This is a genomic window from Peribacillus glennii, from assembly GCF_003429105.1.
In the GTDB taxonomy this organism is placed as follows: Bacteria; Bacillota; Bacilli; order Bacillales; family DSM-1321; genus Peribacillus; species Peribacillus glennii.
On sequence record NZ_QVTD01000013.1, the window covers coordinates 1 to 16763 of the forward strand.

Here is a 16763-nt window from a genome sequence, read left to right on the forward strand (position 1 = left end):
AGGGTGACGACAATCAGTCATCACCCCAACATTTGACGGAGAACCTAAAATAACACAAAATGTTCCCTTTTTCTTCAAATTTCTGCTTTCAATTTTATGTAATATAGAAGTGGAATAAAATGGTTTTGCAAAATCGTAATATAGCTTGGGTCTAAAGACCCTCCTTTAGTTTTTGTTTTTTTTACTATTATTAAGTGATTGGTCCCGTTATTTCTTCTTGTGGTTAAAAAGGCCTAATCCCAGTCGACAGAAATGGCGGTTTCTAATGGAAATAGTATCACTTATAGGAAAAATATAGCAATAAACGACAAAAATAGTCCTTTTATCACGGAAAGATTTGTCGACTCTTCGTAGACAGGCGGTTTGTTATTCTTTACAATAGTTACTATATTATGTTTATTCTGTTACAAAAATGGGTATTTATATTACTTTTCTTTTACCGCAAGGGGTGAATGATATGAAACTTTTTTCAAACACATTCCAAACGCTTGAAAATGCACTGAATTATTCCAGTTCAAAACAAAAAGTGATTTCTCAAAACATTGCCAATGTTGATACACCCAATTATAAAGCGAAGGATGTGCGGATGGATCATTCCTTCCAAACAATGCTGGATGCTTCTATCAATGCTTACCGCACAGACAGAAGGCATTATGATTTTAAGATTACTCCATCTGTTCCGTCCGCTATCGTTACAAAGAACAACTTCCAATACAACAATAATAGGAACAGTGTTGACATTGACCAGGAAATGAGTGACATGGCTACAAACCAGATTTATTACAACGCGGTTACTGACCGCTTGAGCGGGAAATTTCAATCTTTGCAGAATGTGATAAGGGGTGGCAAGTAATGGGCATGTTCACAGGAATGAACACTACGGCCTCCGCTTTGACGGCGCAGAGGCTAAGAATGGATGTCGTGTCTTCAAACATGGCAAACGCGGATTCAACCCGGGCCAGGATGATTGGGCCGGATACGTGGGAACCATACCGCCGAAAGACAGTCGTATTGCAGCCGAACGAAGGCAGCTTTGCAAGCTTCTTACATGCTGCAGCCGGAAAAAGAGGTACCGGTGCATCGGGTGAAGGCGTGAGGGTAACCCGTATCGAGGAAGACAGAGATACCCCCTTTAAAATGGTTTATGATCCTGAACACCCGGATGCGAACGAAAATGGCTATGTTGAAATGCCGAACGTCGACCCATTAAGGGAAATGGTAGATTTAATGAGCGCGACCCGTTCCTATGAAGCAAATGTTACTGTTTTTAACGCTTCTAAAGGGATGATGATGAAGACGCTTGAAATTGGCAAGTAGATTAGGAGGAAAAACAAATGCAAGGAGTTAATCTTTCTCCGGGGAATAGAGTGTTCGATACAAGCAATCAAGGGATTCAAACCAATCCATATAAACCATACGAAGCCCAGCAAAGTTTTGCGTCGGTATTGAAACAATCTATTGATAAAGTGAATGAGGCTCAGGGCGTTTCTGATAATTTAACAGAAAAGATGGCCAAGGGTGAGAACATAGACTTGCACCAGGTGATGATCGCCTCCCAAAAAGCCAGCATAACCATGCAGGCGACGCTTGAGGTTCGAAACAAAGTTGTAGAAGCTTACCAGGAAATGATGAGAATGAGTGTATAAGCTGCATCTTAAAACCTCATACGTAGAAAAGCGCTTGATGGCATCTTCCTATTGATCCAGAAGATGTTGACTCTAAATAACAAAGATTAACCGGGGGATTAAGATGAAGGAAGCTTTTTTAAAACTAAAGAACAGGATTACAGGTTTTTGGGGGAGCCGGAGCAAGAAGCAAAAGCTTCTCATGATCGGTTCTTCCATACTTGCCGTAACAGTGATCGTGGTGGCTTCCATCCTTGCTTCCCAAACCAAGATGGTCCCGTTATATAGCAACCTATCACCTTCTGAAACGGGAAGCATTAAGGAGAACCTGGACGGCAGGGGCATTCCATCTGAAATAGCAGATGGGGGCAAAGCGATAATGGTTCCTGAGGAAAGCGTTGATACCCTTAAAGTGGAGCTTGCTGCAGAGGGGATTCCGAAGTCGGGCAGCATTGATTACTCGTTTTTTAGCCAGAATGCCGGCATCGGCATGACTGAGAATGAGTTTAATGTCATGAAGCTGGAAGCGATGCAGACGGAGATGGCCGATTTAATCAAAGGGATAGACGGAGTGGAAGAAGCCAAGGTCATGGTTACACTTCCTGAGAAAGGTGTATTCGTCAGCGATACTCCGGAAGAAGCGTCCGCGTCAATCGTATTGAATACCAAACCGGGCTATCAATTCGAGGATGCCCAGATTAAATCTTTATACCACCTTGTTTCGAAAAGTGTGCCCAACCTGCCTACTGATAATATCGTCATCATGAATCAAAATTTTGAGTATTATGACTTAAAAAATGAAAATAATTCTGAACCGGGGGCATCATTCGCCACCCAGCACGAAATTAAAAAAGAAATCGAACGCGATCTTCAAAGACAGGTGCAAAATATGCTCGGTACACTAATGGGCAGGGACAAAGTCGTGGTTTCCGTTACGGCGGACGTCGACTTTACCCAGGAAAACAGGGAGGAAAACCTTGTAGCTCCTGTCGATGAGGAAAATATGGAAGGCATAGCCATTTCCGCACAGAGAATTAATGAAACATATACTGGGACAGGCACTCCTCCGGGAGGCGCTCCCCAAGCTGAAGATCCTGCCGACGCCCAAGGATATACTTACCAGGCTGGCGAAAACGGAACCGGGGATTATGAGCGGGTAGAAGAAACCATTAATAATGAGGTAAACCGAATCAAAAAACAAATTGTGGAAAGCCCTTATCAAGTAAAGGATTTGGGGATCCAGGTCATGGTGGAGCCACCAAAGCCAAATGACCCTGCATCGCTTCCACAGGAAAGCATTGATGACATTACTAAGGTTTTAAACACTATCGTCCGTACGACAATCAACAAAGATGACGCGGCACAAGCCCTGACCGATGAAGACATTAATCAAAAGATCGCTGTATCCGTGCAGCCATTTAATGGTAAGGTCAAGTTTGACCAGCAACAGGAAACCGGGCTGCCATTATGGGCCTACATTGTTGGTGGCGTTCTGCTGGTTGCAATCATCGTACTGATATTCTTATTTATCCGCTCTAAAAGACGGGATGATTATGAAGAAGAAATCATAGAAGAACAAGAGGTCCTGGAGGTACCGGATCTAAACGATGAACAAGAGACAGAATCGTCCCTGAAACGAAAACAGCTGGAAAAACTGGCAAAAGAAAAGCCGGAAGAATTCGCGAAGCTGCTCCGAAGCTGGATAGCGGAAGACTAGGAGGAAATGACGTTGACAGACAGAAAGAAAAAAGGCGGGCTTACAGGAAAACAGAAGGCGGCCATCCTGCTCATTTCCCTTGGCCCGGATGTCTCTGCTTCTGTTTATAAACATCTTTCAGAGGAAGAGATTGAAAGGCTGACACTAGAAATTTCAGGCGTCCGGAAAGTAGATTCATCAGAAAAGGAAGAAGTGCTGGAGGAGTTCCACAATATCGCGCTGGCCCAGGACTATATCACCCAGGGCGGTATCGGCTATGCCAAGCAAGTATTGGAGAAGGCGCTCGGGAGTGACCAGGCAGCGGCAATTATCAACCGCCTGACTTCATCCCTGCAGGTTAGGCCTTTCGATTTTGCCAGAAAGGCTGATCCGGGACAGATCCTGAATTTTATCCAAAATGAACATCCGCAAACAATAGCCCTGATTTTATCATATCTTGACCCGGCTCAGGCAGGCCAGATCCTGTCTGAATTGCCCCAGGAGGTCCAGGCGGATATAGCGAGAAGAATAGCGGTAATGGACAGCACTTCTCCGGAAATCATCAATGAAGTCGAACAAATTTTGGAGCGGAAACTTTCCGCTACCGTAACCCAGGATTATACACAAACTGGAGGGATAGAGGCTGTAGTTGACGTGCTGAATGGGGTTGACCGCTCAACGGAACGTACGATTCTCGATTCCCTTGAAATCCAGGATCCGGAATTGGCGGAAGAAATCAAGAAACGGATGTTTGTCTTCGAGGACATCGTTACCCTCGACGGCCGGGCGATCCAGCGGGTTATCCGCGATTCTGACAATGAAGATCTTAAACTGGCGCTAAAGGTTGCCAGTGAGGAAGTTAAAGAAATTGTCTTTAAGAATATGTCTAAACGTATGGTGGACACTTTTCTGGAGGAAATGGAATATATGGGGCCTGTCCGTCTGCGTGATGTCGAAGAAGCGCAGTCCCGTATCGTCGCAGTTATACGCCGGTTGGAAGAGTCTGGTGAAATCGTAATAGCCCGCGGTGGAGGAGATGATATCATTGTCTAGGATTATCAAATCTCAATATGCTAGGCGGACCGACACTGGAAATAAAACAATTAAAATCCGTAATTTGGAATTTTTATTTCAAGAGACCAATCCGGGGGAAGGGCCAGTTTTTCAATCCACGGATGCCCAATTGCTGATAGAAAAGGCAAGTATAGATGCCGAAGCGATGGTCAGGGAAGCGACCCGGAAAGCAGAACAAATCGTTGGCCATGCAGAAGAAAGCCGTAGGCATTTTGAGGAAGTAGAGAAACCGCAAATGGTGCAGGAAGCACGCGAACAGGGTTTCAATGAAGGGTTGGAAACTGGCCGAAAGAAGGGCTATGAAGAATGGGCCGAAACTCTTGAGTATGCCAAACAAATCGTTTCCGCTTCGAAAAACGATTATCAATCACATATCGAAGAATCGGAACGGACGATTCTGGAGCTTGGGATTAAAGTGGCCGAACGGATTATCGGCAATAAGATGCAGGACTCCGGGGAAGTATACTTATCCCTGGTTAAGCAGGCCATAAAAGAAGCAAGGGATTATCTGGATGTCGAGATTCATGTTCATCCAGACCATTATGAATACATCCTTTCCCAGAAGGAAGAATTAATGTCGATATTTCCTAAAGATGCGGGGCTGTATATATATCCGGATCAGGAATTGCCTGCTAAAGGCTGTATTATTGAATCGGCACACGGCCGAATAGATGCCAGTGTTGACAGCCAATTGGATGAAATCAAGCAAAAACTTGTTGAAATGCTGGAAGGGGAATAAATAATGAAGGCAGCCGATCTCTTGCCCCTCATTGAAGACCTTGAATCCTTAAAACATTACGGCAGAGTCAAAAGAGTGGTCGGGTTGATGATCGAGTCGCAGGGCCCTGAAAGCTCCGTCGGTGACGTTTGCTACATACATGCAGGAACAAAGGGCAGAAAAAAAAGATTCGAGCCGAGGTGGTCGGCTTCAGGGATGAGATGGTGATTCTCATGCCTTATACGGCAGTGAGTGAAATTTCTCCCGGATGTCTTGTGGAAGCTACCTCCCGCTCTCTGGAAATTAAGGTTGGAGCAGGTTTGATCGGGAGTGTCGTCGATTCGCTGGGGTACCCCCTGGATGGGTGCCCCTTGCCTAAGGGGTTGGCATCCGTATCAACAGAGCAGGATCCGCCCAATCCTATGCAAAGGCCGCCGATTAACGAACCGATAGACGTTGGCGTGAGGATGATAGACAGTTTGCTTACAGTCGGCAAAGGGCAGCGTGTCGGGATTTTTGCCGGAAGCGGCGTGGGAAAGAGTACGCTTCTTGGAATGGTGGCAAGGAACACGACTGCTGACTTGAATGTCATTGGATTGATTGGCGAGCGGGGCAGGGAAGTCCGCGAATTTATAGAAAAGGATCTCGGGCCAGAAGGGCTGGCAAGGTCGATCGTTGTCGTAGCAACTTCAGACCAGCCGGCACTGATGAGAATAAAAGGGGCAATGACTGCCACCGCTATCGCGGAATATTTCCGGGATAAAGGACTTAATGTCATGCTGATGATGGATTCAGTTACAAGGGTTGCCATGGCTCAGCGGGAAATCGGGTTGGCTGTAGGTGAACCGCCGACGACAAAAGGGTACACACCTTCCGTTTTTTCAATCCTGCCAAGGCTTCTTGAGCGGACAGGCACCAACCATTCCGGTACGATAACGGCTTTTTATACGGTGCTTGTGGATGGTGATGATATGAATGAGCCGATTGCCGATACGGTGCGTGGTATATTGGACGGCCACTTTATCCTTGACAGGCAGCTCGCCAATAAGGGGCAGTTTCCGGCAATCAATGTGCTGAAAAGTATCAGCAGGGTCATGAACAATATCGTGGATGAAACGCACAAAAGCTCCGCCGAGAGCTTAAGGGCGACTCTCTCTACTTATATCGAATCAGAAGACTTGATTAATATCGGCGCATACAAAAGGGGTTCTTCGAATGAAATTGACCATGCCATTAAAATGCAGCCGCGGATTATCTCCTTTTTGAAACAAGGAACTCATGAAAAGATGACCAAAGAAGAAAGTGTTTTTAATCTTATTCAACTGATGGAAAAGGGAGAATAGCCTGATGATTTACCAATATAAGTTTGAGAAAATTCTCACCATCAAAGAAAAAGAGAAGAATGACGCTCTTTCCAAATACAATGAGGCACTTAAGAAGTTTGAAGATGCTGCCGAGAAACTATATAAGCTGTTGAGAAAAAAAGAAGACCTTCAAGCTTTCCAACAGGAAAAACTGCATAAAGGGCTTACGGTACAGGAAATCCGTCATAATCAGCTGTTCATGGACAACCTGGAAAAAATTATCGAGCACTGTCAAAAGTCAGTAATTGATGCCCGCTATAGGATGAACTTGCAGCAAGAAAAACTGATGGAAAGAAATATTGAAGTGAAAAAGTACCAAAAAATCCGGGAACGGGATTTTGGGAGATTCCTTGAAGCCATTAAGGAAGCGGAGAATAAAAATATGGATGAAATCTCGATACAGCAATTTTTAAGCAAGGAAAACTAGGTGAATGCAATGGAAAAACCAATAGAAAATGAAGAAAAAGAGTACAACCGGTTTCAGTGGCTTCTTTTCGTCGTGTTCATACCTCTTATATTTACCGTTGCCATCGTATTGATCGTCCTGACTGTTGTCGGTGTCAATGTATTGGAAGAGGGCAAAAAGGTTGGCGAGAAAATCCCTTTTGTATCCGGCATCTTTGATAATGAGGATAAAGGACAAGAGGTGGCCCAATCGACTCCCGAGTTAGAAAAAAAGATAACGGAGCTTGAGTCCGAAATAGACAAAAGCCAAGAAGAAAAGGCGAAACTAGAGGATATCATCGATGACCGTGAACAAACGATCCAGCGGAATGAAGTGGAGAAAGAGCAGCTGCAAAAGCAAATCGAGGAATTGCAGGCCGCCCCGGATGAAAGTAACCAGAGTTTCAAGGATATTGTCAGCACTTATGAAACGATGTCGGCAAAAAAAGCGGCACCGATCATCACAAAGCTTGAGGATGAAGAAGCTGTTAAGATTTTGTCGAGCATGAAAGCAGACATATTGGCTGCAATTATGGAACAGATGGAGCCGGGGGATGCTGCCAGGCTCACGAATAAGCTGACTGTCAATTCAGAACAGGAAAATTCAAATCCCCAATGAGGCACGTCAATATTGAAGGGAGGTGAAATTATGAACGCAGGAATGCCATTGCCCAAAGTTGCAATTTCAAGTACAACTGCTTCAGGCAATCTAGCAGCAGTCCCTAATGGCAATGTTGCGGGTTTTGGGTCTGTACTAACTGCACTTTCAACGGCCAACTTGCCAACGGAAGGAAAAACACCTGTTCTCCAGGCTGACCAGGCTACGCTGTTGCAGGAATTGGTACAGTTCTTACAAATAGGGAATTTAAGTGAACTGGATGGTGGCCATGAGTTAGGCAGGGACATTATGCTTGAGGGGATGCAGATACAAACCCACCCCATTGTCGCAGCGTTGTTAAACGGCAATCTGATAGATGAAAAACTGTTAAACAAGCTGGTAGATTCATTAAAAGAGTCAGGCCAATCAAAAGATACCGATATTGAAAAGATTGAAGAAATGCCCTTCCTATCAATGGGAGCAATCGATTTACTTTCCATCATAAAGGCACTTGCCGGAATGAACGAGGAACAGCTTGCGCAAATTGATCTGAATTCAGCTTCAAATGTTTTAAAATTTGCCAAGATTCATGAGCTTTTATCTGCTTATCAAGACATGTCTTCAGAAAAAGAGGCGATTGGCAAGGAGATTAAGAACCTGTTGCAGCAGGTAGCTGCCAAAGTTCAGCAGCTTTTGGATGGCGGTACGGAGAGCAAAAGCGGTGGCACGGCGTCTACAAAGTTAACGGGCAGTGACAACGGGCAAAATATCGCTTTGTTAAAAGGTGTCTATCAGCGGATGGCGAAGGAAGTACACCAGGCAAATTCATCTGCTCCCAATAACAAGGTCAACGAAGCTTCGAATGTAAAACAGCTTGAGTTGCATCAATCCCAACCGCAGCATTTTCAGATATCCAAGCTTGAACAATTTGTCCTGACAGTAGAAAAAAGCGGCCAGCCAGTGAATCAAGAGCAATTTATTAAAGCGTTTGAAAATATCTTATCTAAGTCGAATTTTACAAATGGAAATGGCATGCAAAAGCTTTTGATCAAGCTTAATCCGGAGCATCTAGGATCCTTGCGGATAGAACTCATCCAAAAGGATGCCGTTCTTACTGCCCGGATTATGGCAACCAGTACTAAAGCAAAGGAATTATTGGAGTCCCAGCTCCAGGGTTTGAAACATGCCTTTAATGGACAAAATCTTCAAGTGGATAAGATAGAAGTTTCCCAAACGTTGAACTCGTTTACGCAAGAAAGATTTTTGCAGAGGGATTCCGATGGATCACAGCAACATGAAAGAAGAAAACAGCAGGAGCAGGAAAACGGACAGGAACAATCGGAAACCGGATTTACGGCAGACCTTGAAGATGCATTGCTCAATGCGAAAGTGTAGGTGAAAACATGACTAATGTCGATACATCACTATTGTTATCCAGCTATCAGGCAAAACAGCGGAAAACTGGAAGCGATATTTTAGGCAAGGATGACTTTTTGAAAATATTGATGACACAGCTCCAAAACCAGGATCCTATGAACCCGATGCAGGATAAGGATTTTGTTGCGCAAATGGCGACATTCTCGACGTTGGAGCAAATCACGAATATGGGAAAGAGCATCGACAAATTTGTCCAGATGGAGCAGCAGAACAAGCTGATTTCCTACAACCAATTTGTCGGAAAAAATGTTACATGGCATAAAATCGTGCCGAGTGAGGATCCGAATGGACAGCCAACTGTAGAAAATGGGACAGGGTTGGTTACATCCATAGAATTTAAGGATGATAGTGTTTATCTGCTATTGGAAGATGGAACAAAACTGGAGCCTGGAAACATCTCGCAGGTCAATCAGCCAGGCCCTGCTAACAGTATCATTGCTGCAAGCGAACTCATTGGGAAGAAAATCAGCTGGTTAAATGCGGCCAAGCAGGAAGAGTCGGCTATCGTAAAATCCGTAGGAATGAAGGATGGCAAAACAGAGTTTGAACTTAATGATGAACACGATACGAAAATTTCGTCCAACCAAATCATTAAAATTGCAACTGCATAAGGGGTGGGTTTATGGACAAGCCGATTTTCAGGCCGATAACGAATCATCCCATCCAAATGGCTTCCTCTGCGGTCAAAACCCGTAAACTAGCGCTTAATGGATTTGCCCATGAATTGCAGTCGGCCGTGGTTGGAAAGGCAAATAAATTGGTCGTAAGCAAACACGCTCAAATGCGGTTGGAACAAAGAAATATAAATATCGACCAAAGCACTTGGAACCGGATTGGGGAAAAGGTTCAAGAAGCCAAAAAAATGGGTGTCAGGGATTCACTTGTTCTTACACAAGAAGCAGCCCTCGTGGTGAGCGCAAAAAACAATACCGTGATAACCGCCATGGACCGTGAAGAAGCTTCTTCACAAATCTTCACCAATATAAACGCAACGATACTTATAGATTAAGAGGCTGGACCTTTCATAAGGAGGCCGAGGCTTGCGGAATGACTGAAGCAGCCAAATCGAAAGGAGAAAAAATATGCTACGTTCAATGTACTCAGGAATCAGCGGAATGAAAAACTTCCAAACGAAGCTTGATGTGATTGGGAACAATATTGCGAATGTAAATACGTTTGGTTATAAAAAAGGGCGGGTCACTTTTAAAGATATGGTGTCACAATCCATTTCAGGAGCTAGTGCCCCTGGAGCGACAATGGGAGGTGTGAACCCTAAACAGGTTGGATTGGGATCATCTATGGCAACCATTGATACAGTTGCTACACAAGGAAGTCTTCAAACTACTGGTAGACCACTGGATTTAGCGATTTCAGGAGACGGTTATTTTATGGTGGGACCAAAACCAGCAGCAGCAGTCAATTTCGTTGCTGGTACACCTACTGATTTTAATGCCATGAATAAAAGTTATACTCGTGCAGGGAATCTTTATTTAGATCAGAATGGCGATCTTGTTAATAGTGATGGACTTTATCTACTAGGTTTTACAAATAAAAGTGATGGGGCAGCTAATCCTACTTTCACTGTTGACACTACAAAAATCGATAAGATAAACATCCCAACAAATGCACAAAGTTTTAGTATCTCTGATAAAGGTGAAGTTCAGTACGTAGATAGTAACGGAAAGTTGCAATATGCCGGACAAGTACTCCTTGCCAAGTTTCCAAATGCGGAGGGCTTACAAAAAACTGGACAAAATCTGTTTAAAGAAACACCGAACTCAGGTATTGCTGTTGCGAATCTGGCACAGACTGGAGGAGCCGGTTCAGTTGTCGCCGGTACCCTAGAAATGTCCAACGTCGACCTATCCGAGGAATTCACGGAAATGATCACAGCACAGCGCGGTTTCCAGGCTAACACCCGGATTATAACGACTTCTGACGAGATTCTGCAGGAGCTAGTGAACTTAAAACGATAGATTAAGGGAGGGAAGGAGCCTGGGGTGATTCTTCGCCCCTGCTCCTGACATTTATTGATTAAGGTTACTAAATTGAATGGTAAAAGTTTTACAGTAAATGCTTTGTTTATTGAAATGGTAGAGTCTCTTCCTGATACGACAATCACTTTCACAAACGGTAAGAAAATCGTAGTAAGTGAAAAAGAAGAAGCAATCATTCAATCTATTATTCATTTTTACCGTACTATAAACGTTCTGGGTCTTCGTGATGATAGGGGGGAGAATGACGATGAAAAATAAGCTGGTTACAATCATGGTAATCATGCTGGTCGCGATAACGCTTGTCGGAGTGATCGCGGTAGTGGTGGTGACTAAGTTTTCAGGTGATGCCTCAGCCCAAAAAGAGCCATCGGCAAAAGAAATAGTAGAATCTTCCGTGGAAATTCCCGAAATAACTACAAATCTGGCGAGCGGCGATTTCATTAAAATTTCGTTTACAATCCAGACCGACAGCAAAAAAGGAAAAGAGGAGCTGGAGCAACGAGGCTTCCAGGTGAAGAATATCATTATTACCGAGCTATCTGATACAAAAACTGCCCAGTTAAAGGGCAAGGCCGGGAAAGAACAATTCCAGGAAAAAGTAGAGGCTAATGTGAACAAACTTATGCAAGAAGGAAAAGTCGAAAAGGTGTATATAACCTCCTCCATCCTTCAATAAAAGAATACGCTTCAGGAGAACAAAAACAGGGGAGGTGATGGCTATTGTCTGGAGATGTTTTATCACAGAGTGAAATCGACGCCCTTCTTTCCGCCCTTTCCACGGGTGAGATGGATGCTGATGAGCTAAAGAAAGAAGAGACAGAGAAAAAAGTAAAAGTTTACGATTTTAAGAGAGCGCTCCGCTTTTCAAAAGATCAAATCAGGAGTCTGACACGGATTCATGAGAACTTCGCACGGCTCTTGACAACGTACTTCTCAGCACAGCTGCGGACATACATCCAAATTTCGGTTGCATCCGCAGACCAGATTCCGTATGAAGAATTTATCCGTTCGATCCCGAAGATGACGATCTTGAATGTGTTTGAAGTTCCGCCTTTAGAAGGAAGGATTCTGCTGGAGGTCAATCCGAACATCGCCTATGCAATGATGGACAGGGTCCTTGGCGGAAAAGGCGTGAGCGTCAACAAAGTGGAAAATTTAACGGAGATTGAGACGAAGATCATGTCCAATCTTTTTGAAAAGGGTTTTGAAAACCTGCAGGAGGCATGGTCGACCGTTGCCGATATTGATCCGATATTGACCGATTTTGAAGTGAACCCGCAATTTTTGCAAATGGTTTCGCCAAATGAAACAGTGGTCGTCATCTCGCTCAACACCCAATTAGGGGATACAACAGGCATGATCAATATCTGTATACCGCATGTCGTATTGGAGCCAATCATTCCAAAGCTTTCTGTACATTACTGGATGCAGACTTCGAAAAAAGAAAGAAGCCCCGAAGAAATTGAATCCCTGGAAAAAAGGGTTAAAACGGCCGACATCCCAGTAACAACAGAACTCGGTTCGACAGATATCTCTATCCACGACTTTCTTATGCTTGATGTAGGGGATGTCATAGAATTGAACCAGGGAATTGATTACCCTTTAACCATCAAGGTCGGTGAAGTGCCGAAGTTTACGGCACAGCCGGGCAAGGCAGGGAAAAAATTAGCCGTCCAAATTCTAGATACATTGAAAGGGGGAGACGAAGATGGTAAGTGATGAAATGCTTTCACAGGATGAAATTGATGCCCTATTAAGAGGGACTGCTGATACTTCAGATGAACAGGCAGCTTCTCCCCTGGTTGAAGACTATTTATCTTCAATGGAACAGGATGCGCTCGGCGAAATTGGCAATATCTCATTTGGAAGCTCAGCGACCGCTTTGTCAACATTATTGAACCAAAAGGTGGACATTACGACACCTACAGTTACTTTAATAGAAAGAAGTATGCTTCAGCAGGAATTTCCGCATCCCTATGTCGCAATCCAGGTGAATTATACAGAGGGATTTTCCGGCGAGAATCTGCTGGTCATCCAGCAAAGTGATGCTGCAATCATAGCGGATCTGATGCTTGGCGGAGATGGAGTGAATCCGGCAGACCTTCTGGGGGAAATCCAGCTAAGCGCGGTTCAGGAAGCGATGAACCAAATGATGGGATCCGCAGCGACATCGATGTCGACGATTTTTAATAAAAAGGTGGATATTTCCCCGCCGAGCATTGACTTATTGAATGTAGAAGAAGGCCAGGGAGAAGCCGCAATCCCTCAGGAAGATTTATTGGCTAAAATATCATTCAGGCTTAAGGTCGGAGAATTAATCGATTCAAGCATCATGCAATTATTGCCGCTCCAATTTGCGAAAAGTCTTGTGGACGAGCTTTTAAATCCTACGGCTGCAAATGAAGCGCCCGCCGACAGCGGCGAAGATGTGAACGGGGCAACAGGAACCGCAACCAATGACACCGCTGCACATAACCAACAGGAAGCGGTCCAACAGGAAGCGGTACCTCAGCAACCGGCACCACAACAATGGGAGATGGCTCCGGGAGCTCCGAGTTATCCTCAGGCACCGTATGATCAATATGGCAATCAGCACCAAAGTGGGTATGGACAGCCAGCCCAAGGCTGGGCGAATCAAGCCCAGCAGCAAGCGCCTTATAACAACCCTCCCCAGCATTTTGGGGCCGCCTATGCGCCGCCGGGACAACCGGTAAATGTCCAGCCAGCAAGCTTTTCGAATTTTGAGCCGTACCAGCTTCAGGATTCAGAATCTAAGAATTTAAGCATGCTCATGGATATCCCGCTGCAGGTGACAGTGGAACTAGGCAGGACCAGACGGTCGGTTAAAGAAATACTCGAGCTTTCTTCAGGATCGATCATTGAGCTGGATAAGCTTGCCGGGGAGCCGGTCGATATCCTGGTCAATAACAGGTTGATTGCAAAAGGGGAAGTTGTCGTCATTGACGAGAATTTTGGTGTTCGCGTAACGGACATAGTGAGCCAGACAGATCGATTAAAAAAATTAAGATAATTTAAATTGGGGGTTTTTTTAATGGCACATAAGATTTTGATAGTGGACGATGCGGCATTCATGAGAATGATGATCAAGGATATTTTATCTAAAAACGGCTTTGAGGTCGTAGGCGAAGCAGCGGACGGGGCGCAGGCAGTTGAAAAGTATAAGGAAACACAGCCAGACTTGGTAACGATGGATATCACGATGCCAGAAATGGATGGCATAGCAGCTCTTAAGGAAATTAAGAAAATCAATCCAAACGCAAAAGTAATCATGTGTTCAGCAATGGGCCAGCAGGCAATGGTTATCGACGCCATCCAGGCTGGGGCAAGGGATTTCATTGTTAAACCATTCCAGGCAGACAGGGTTCTCGAAGCCATCAACAAAACGTTAAGTTAATAGAACGAGGGTGTAAACAGCTTGTTTTCAATAAAAAAGGTATTGCAGATTCTTCTGGTGATTGCATTGGGTCAGGCTGTTTTTTCTGGCCTTGCGGCAAAAGCGGAAAGCCTAGATGGCAGCGTAAAGGATTTTTATGAACAGCCGGAAAATCCGGAAGAAAAAAAGACCCAAGCCGGGAGCAATGAAAAAACAGACTCATCTACGGGCACTGACCTTTCTTTTTGGGATTTCCTGCGTATGGTTTTTGCTTTGATTTTTGTTGTTGTGCTCCTCTATGCCACCCTAAGGTTCATCAATAAAAAAAGCAGGGCCTACCAAAAGGCAAACCATATTGAGAATATTGGCGGGACAAGTCTTGGCTCGAACCGATCCGTCCAGTTGATTAAAGTAGGCAATTCCATTCTGGTCCTTGGTGTTGGTGAATCCATCGAGCTCTTAAAGGAAATAGACGATGAAGATGAGTACAAGTCCCTGCTGGAAGAACATAATGACAAAATGGAACTTATGATACAGCCAGGCAATCTGTTGTCCACAATGAAGAAAAGGTTTCAAGATTCTACCCCTGTATCACAAGGTTTCTCCTCACAGTTGAAAAGTGAGCTCGAGGAGTTATCGAAAAACAGGAAAAAAGTGATGGAAGAACTGGAAGGGGAGGAGAGACAGCGATGAACGAGTTCATGGAGATATTCAACACCAGTGATCCTTCAAATGTCTCTACTTCCGTCAAGCTTCTTTTGATGCTTACAGTTTTGTCGCTAGCGCCAAGCATTTTGATTTTGATGACGTGTTTTACAAGGATTGTGATAGTCCTCGGGTTTGTCCGGACATCTTTGGGAACCCAGCAGATGCCCCCAAACCAGGTGATCATTGGCCTTGCATTATTTATGACCTTCTTCGTAATGGCGCCGACTTTCCAGGAAGTGAATAAACAAGCCCTAACTCCTTTGTTTGAGGAAAAAATCGATCTGGATGAGGCTTATGATCGGGCATCGGGTCCGTTCAAAGAGTTTATGAGCGCACATACCCGCCAAAAAGACCTTGCCTTGTTTCTGGATTATGCCAAAATCGAAAAGCCAAAAAGCATCCAGGATATTCCCTTGACCGCCCTTGTTCCTGCTTTTGCGATCAGTGAAATCAAGACGGCGTTTCAAATTGGCTTCATGATATTTATTCCGTTTCTGGTCATTGATATGATCATCGCAAGTGTTTTGATGTCGATGGGGATGATGATGTTGCCGCCGGTAATGATCTCCTTGCCGTTTAAGATCTTGCTGTTTGTATTGGTGGATGGCTGGTATTTGGTTGTGAAATCTTTACTACAGAGCTTTTAAGCAGGTGAAAAAATGAGTCCTGATTTTGTTATTGAAGTCGCTGAACGCGGCATTTACACTGTTTTGATTGTATGTGGGCCTTTACTTATCATCGCGCTTGGAGTCGGGCTATTGATCAGTATCTTTCAAGCGACGACGCAAATACAGGAACAGACCCTGGCGTTTGTTCCAAAAATAGTGGCCGTCCTGCTTGGGATTATCCTTCTAGGTCCATGGATGCTGTCACATATGCTGTCATACGCGAATGAAATTTTCAGCAATTTAAATAGATTCGTAGGTTAATTATGCAAGACATCATTCCGCAGTTTCCAGCATTTTTATTGGTTTTTGTTCGTGTGGCCACATTTTTCGTGACCATGCCGATTTTTTCATATCGCACAATTCCGGCAACCCATCGTATCGGCATTAGCTTTTTCCTTGCATGGATTATGTATTACACGATAGATGCGCCCGTATTCGATATAAATGGAACTTATTATATGTTGATCATAAAGGAAGTCCTTGTTGGTCTGCTAATCGGATTTGTTGCGTATATGATCCTGACGGCTGTCCAAATTGCCGGGGGATTTATAGATTTTCAGATGGGATTTGCAATAGCAAACGTGATCGACCCTCAAACAGGGGTGCAAAGCCCGCTGACGGGACAATATCTCTATACAATTTCTCTATTATTTTTGCTCGGCGCTAACGGCCATCATTTATTGCTGGATGGAATCTTTTATTCCTATCAGTTTATTCCGATTGATAAGGTCTGGATTTCATTCGGGAACGAGGATATGCTCGAGTTTGTCGCCAAGGCTTTCAACCAGACTTTTATCATTGCGTTTCAAATGTCCATACCAGTTGTCGGAAGTTTGTTTTTAGTCGATGTCGGGCTGGGTATTGTAGCGAGAACGGTTCCACAGCTGAATATTTTCGTTGTCGGGATGCCGGTGAAAATTATTGTCAGTTTCGTAGTCCTGATAATCGTGATGGGAATGATGATGGCTGTTGTAGGGCAGATGTTTGATTATCTGATTGTTACGATGAGAGGGTTAATGGAGCTAGTCGGAGGAACATAA

General features: G+C 44.3%; 21 protein-coding genes and 1 pseudogene. All 22 read left to right on the forward strand.

Annotated elements, in window-relative coordinates:
- Positions 1–457: 457 nt before the first annotated feature.
- The 22 genes and pseudogenes from flgB (at position 458) to fliR (ending at position 16763) form a co-directional block, all read left to right on the forward strand.
- The gene (gene flgB / locus D0466_RS17105; RefSeq protein WP_117323768.1) at positions 458–853 is read left to right on the forward strand and encodes a flagellar basal body rod protein FlgB; all 396 of its coding nucleotides are present in this window, start codon (positions 458–460) and stop codon (positions 851–853) included.
- Positions 853–1317: a flagellar basal body rod protein FlgC gene (flgC, locus tag D0466_RS17110; protein ID WP_117323769.1), complete on the forward strand. Its 465-nt coding sequence runs from the start codon at positions 853–855 to the stop codon at positions 1315–1317. Before flgB ends, flgC begins: the two co-directional genes overlap by 1 nt.
- A gap of 17 nt (positions 1318–1334) precedes the next feature.
- Positions 1335–1646 carry a flagellar hook-basal body complex protein FliE gene (fliE, locus tag D0466_RS17115; protein ID WP_117323770.1) on the forward strand — a complete coding sequence of 104 codons (312 nt, stop codon included), beginning with the start codon at positions 1335–1337 and terminating at the stop codon, positions 1644–1646.
- 103 nt (positions 1647–1749) lie between these two features.
- Positions 1750–3342, forward strand: a complete 1593-nt coding sequence (fliF, locus tag D0466_RS17120; protein WP_117323771.1) for a flagellar basal-body MS-ring/collar protein FliF — start codon at positions 1750–1752, stop codon at positions 3340–3342.
- Positions 3343–3348: 6 nt separating this feature from the next.
- Positions 3349–4374, forward strand: a complete 1026-nt coding sequence (gene fliG, locus D0466_RS17125; protein WP_117323772.1) for a flagellar motor switch protein FliG — start codon at positions 3349–3351, stop codon at positions 4372–4374.
- Positions 4367–5134 carry a flagellar assembly protein FliH gene (gene fliH, locus D0466_RS17130; protein WP_158555936.1) on the forward strand — a complete coding sequence of 256 codons (768 nt, stop codon included), beginning with the start codon at positions 4367–4369 and terminating at the stop codon, positions 5132–5134. Before fliG ends, fliH begins: the two co-directional genes overlap by 8 nt.
- Positions 5135–5137: 3 nt before the next feature.
- A pseudogene (gene fliI, locus D0466_RS17135) lies at positions 5138–6456 on the forward strand (flagellar protein export ATPase FliI).
- 4 nt (positions 6457–6460) lie between these two features.
- Positions 6461–6904, forward strand: coding sequence for a flagellar export protein FliJ (gene fliJ / locus D0466_RS17140; protein WP_117323774.1), 444 nt, complete (start codon positions 6461–6463; stop codon positions 6902–6904).
- A gap of 9 nt (positions 6905–6913) precedes the next feature.
- Complete coding sequence (locus D0466_RS17145) at positions 6914–7540, forward strand: MotE family protein (protein ID WP_117323904.1); 627 nt, start codon at positions 6914–6916, stop codon at positions 7538–7540.
- A 30-nt stretch (positions 7541–7570) separates the two neighbouring features.
- Positions 7571–8914 carry a flagellar hook-length control protein FliK gene (locus D0466_RS17150; RefSeq protein ID WP_117323775.1) on the forward strand — a complete coding sequence of 448 codons (1344 nt, stop codon included), beginning with the start codon at positions 7571–7573 and terminating at the stop codon, positions 8912–8914.
- 8 nt (positions 8915–8922) lie between these two features.
- Positions 8923–9567 carry a flagellar hook assembly protein FlgD gene (gene flgD, locus D0466_RS17155; protein WP_117323776.1) on the forward strand — a complete coding sequence of 215 codons (645 nt, stop codon included), beginning with the start codon at positions 8923–8925 and terminating at the stop codon, positions 9565–9567.
- A gap of 11 nt (positions 9568–9578) precedes the next feature.
- Entirely contained in the window at positions 9579–9965 is a 387-nt protein-coding gene (locus D0466_RS17160; RefSeq protein WP_117323777.1) for a TIGR02530 family flagellar biosynthesis protein, read from the forward strand.
- A gap of 73 nt (positions 9966–10038) precedes the next feature.
- Positions 10039–10932, forward strand: coding sequence for a flagellar basal body rod protein FlgG (flgG, locus tag D0466_RS17165; protein ID WP_117323778.1), 894 nt, complete (start codon positions 10039–10041; stop codon positions 10930–10932).
- Between the two features lie 54 nt (positions 10933–10986).
- Complete coding sequence (locus D0466_RS17170; RefSeq protein WP_117323779.1) at positions 10987–11211, forward strand: flagellar FlbD family protein; 225 nt, start codon at positions 10987–10989, stop codon at positions 11209–11211.
- The gene (fliL, locus tag D0466_RS17175; protein WP_117323780.1) at positions 11201–11629 is read left to right on the forward strand and encodes a flagellar basal body-associated protein FliL; all 429 of its coding nucleotides are present in this window, start codon (positions 11201–11203) and stop codon (positions 11627–11629) included. Before D0466_RS17170 ends, fliL begins: the two co-directional genes overlap by 11 nt.
- Positions 11630–11673: 44 nt before the next feature.
- Positions 11674–12672 (forward strand): flagellar motor switch protein FliM, encoded by a 999-nt coding sequence (gene fliM, locus D0466_RS17180; RefSeq protein ID WP_117323781.1) that lies wholly within the window; start codon positions 11674–11676, stop codon positions 12670–12672.
- A complete protein-coding gene (gene fliY / locus D0466_RS17185) occupies positions 12662–13984 on the forward strand; it encodes a flagellar motor switch phosphatase FliY (RefSeq protein ID WP_117323782.1) in 1323 nt (440 codons plus the stop codon). Before fliM ends, fliY begins: the two co-directional genes overlap by 11 nt.
- 21 nt (positions 13985–14005) lie before the next feature.
- On the forward strand, positions 14006–14368 hold the full coding sequence (locus D0466_RS17190) for a response regulator (RefSeq protein WP_117323783.1): 363 nt from the start codon (positions 14006–14008) through the stop codon (positions 14366–14368).
- Between the two features lie 21 nt (positions 14369–14389).
- On the forward strand, positions 14390–15040 hold the full coding sequence (locus D0466_RS17195) for a flagellar biosynthetic protein FliO (RefSeq protein ID WP_117323784.1): 651 nt from the start codon (positions 14390–14392) through the stop codon (positions 15038–15040).
- Positions 15037–15702: a flagellar type III secretion system pore protein FliP gene (gene fliP / locus D0466_RS17200; protein ID WP_117323785.1), complete on the forward strand. Its 666-nt coding sequence runs from the start codon at positions 15037–15039 to the stop codon at positions 15700–15702. The genes D0466_RS17195 and fliP overlap by 4 nt, the downstream gene beginning before the upstream one ends.
- Positions 15703–15714: 12 nt before the next feature.
- Entirely contained in the window at positions 15715–15984 is a 270-nt protein-coding gene (fliQ, locus tag D0466_RS17205; protein ID WP_117323786.1) for a flagellar biosynthesis protein FliQ, read from the forward strand.
- Between the two features lie 2 nt (positions 15985–15986).
- Positions 15987–16763 carry a flagellar biosynthetic protein FliR gene (gene fliR / locus D0466_RS17210; protein WP_117323787.1) on the forward strand — a complete coding sequence of 259 codons (777 nt, stop codon included), beginning with the start codon at positions 15987–15989 and terminating at the stop codon, positions 16761–16763.

Excerpts from the sequence above, each read along its gene's own strand:
- D0466_RS17145 (WP_117323904.1), top strand. The coding sequence starts at position 6,914 with ATGGAAAAACCAATAGAAAATGAAGAAAAAGAGTACAACCGGTTTCAG.
- fliQ (WP_117323786.1), top strand. The coding sequence starts at position 15,715 with ATGAGTCCTGATTTTGTTATTGAAGTCGCTGAACGCGGCATTTACACT.
- flgC (WP_117323769.1), top strand. The coding sequence starts at position 853 with ATGGGCATGTTCACAGGAATGAACACTACGGCCTCCGCTTTGACGGCG.
- D0466_RS17160 (WP_117323777.1), top strand. The coding sequence starts at position 9,579 with ATGGACAAGCCGATTTTCAGGCCGATAACGAATCATCCCATCCAAATG.
- fliE (WP_117323770.1), top strand. The coding sequence starts at position 1,335 with ATGCAAGGAGTTAATCTTTCTCCGGGGAATAGAGTGTTCGATACAAGC.
- flgG (WP_117323778.1), top strand. The coding sequence starts at position 10,039 with ATGCTACGTTCAATGTACTCAGGAATCAGCGGAATGAAAAACTTCCAA.
- fliL (WP_117323780.1), top strand. The coding sequence starts at position 11,201 with ATGAAAAATAAGCTGGTTACAATCATGGTAATCATGCTGGTCGCGATA.
- flgD (WP_117323776.1), top strand. The coding sequence starts at position 8,923 with ATGACTAATGTCGATACATCACTATTGTTATCCAGCTATCAGGCAAAA.
- fliP (WP_117323785.1), top strand. The coding sequence starts at position 15,037 with ATGAACGAGTTCATGGAGATATTCAACACCAGTGATCCTTCAAATGTC.
- fliY (WP_117323782.1), top strand. The coding sequence starts at position 12,662 with ATGGTAAGTGATGAAATGCTTTCACAGGATGAAATTGATGCCCTATTA.
- fliF (WP_117323771.1), top strand. The coding sequence starts at position 1,750 with ATGAAGGAAGCTTTTTTAAAACTAAAGAACAGGATTACAGGTTTTTGG.
- fliR (WP_117323787.1), top strand. The coding sequence starts at position 15,987 with ATGCAAGACATCATTCCGCAGTTTCCAGCATTTTTATTGGTTTTTGTT.
- D0466_RS17190 (WP_117323783.1), top strand. The coding sequence starts at position 14,006 with ATGGCACATAAGATTTTGATAGTGGACGATGCGGCATTCATGAGAATG.
- flgB (WP_117323768.1), top strand. The coding sequence starts at position 458 with ATGAAACTTTTTTCAAACACATTCCAAACGCTTGAAAATGCACTGAAT.
- fliG (WP_117323772.1), top strand. The coding sequence starts at position 3,349 with ATGACGTTGACAGACAGAAAGAAAAAAGGCGGGCTTACAGGAAAACAG.
- D0466_RS17150 (WP_117323775.1), top strand. The coding sequence starts at position 7,571 with ATGAACGCAGGAATGCCATTGCCCAAAGTTGCAATTTCAAGTACAACT.
- fliJ (WP_117323774.1), top strand. The coding sequence starts at position 6,461 with ATGATTTACCAATATAAGTTTGAGAAAATTCTCACCATCAAAGAAAAA.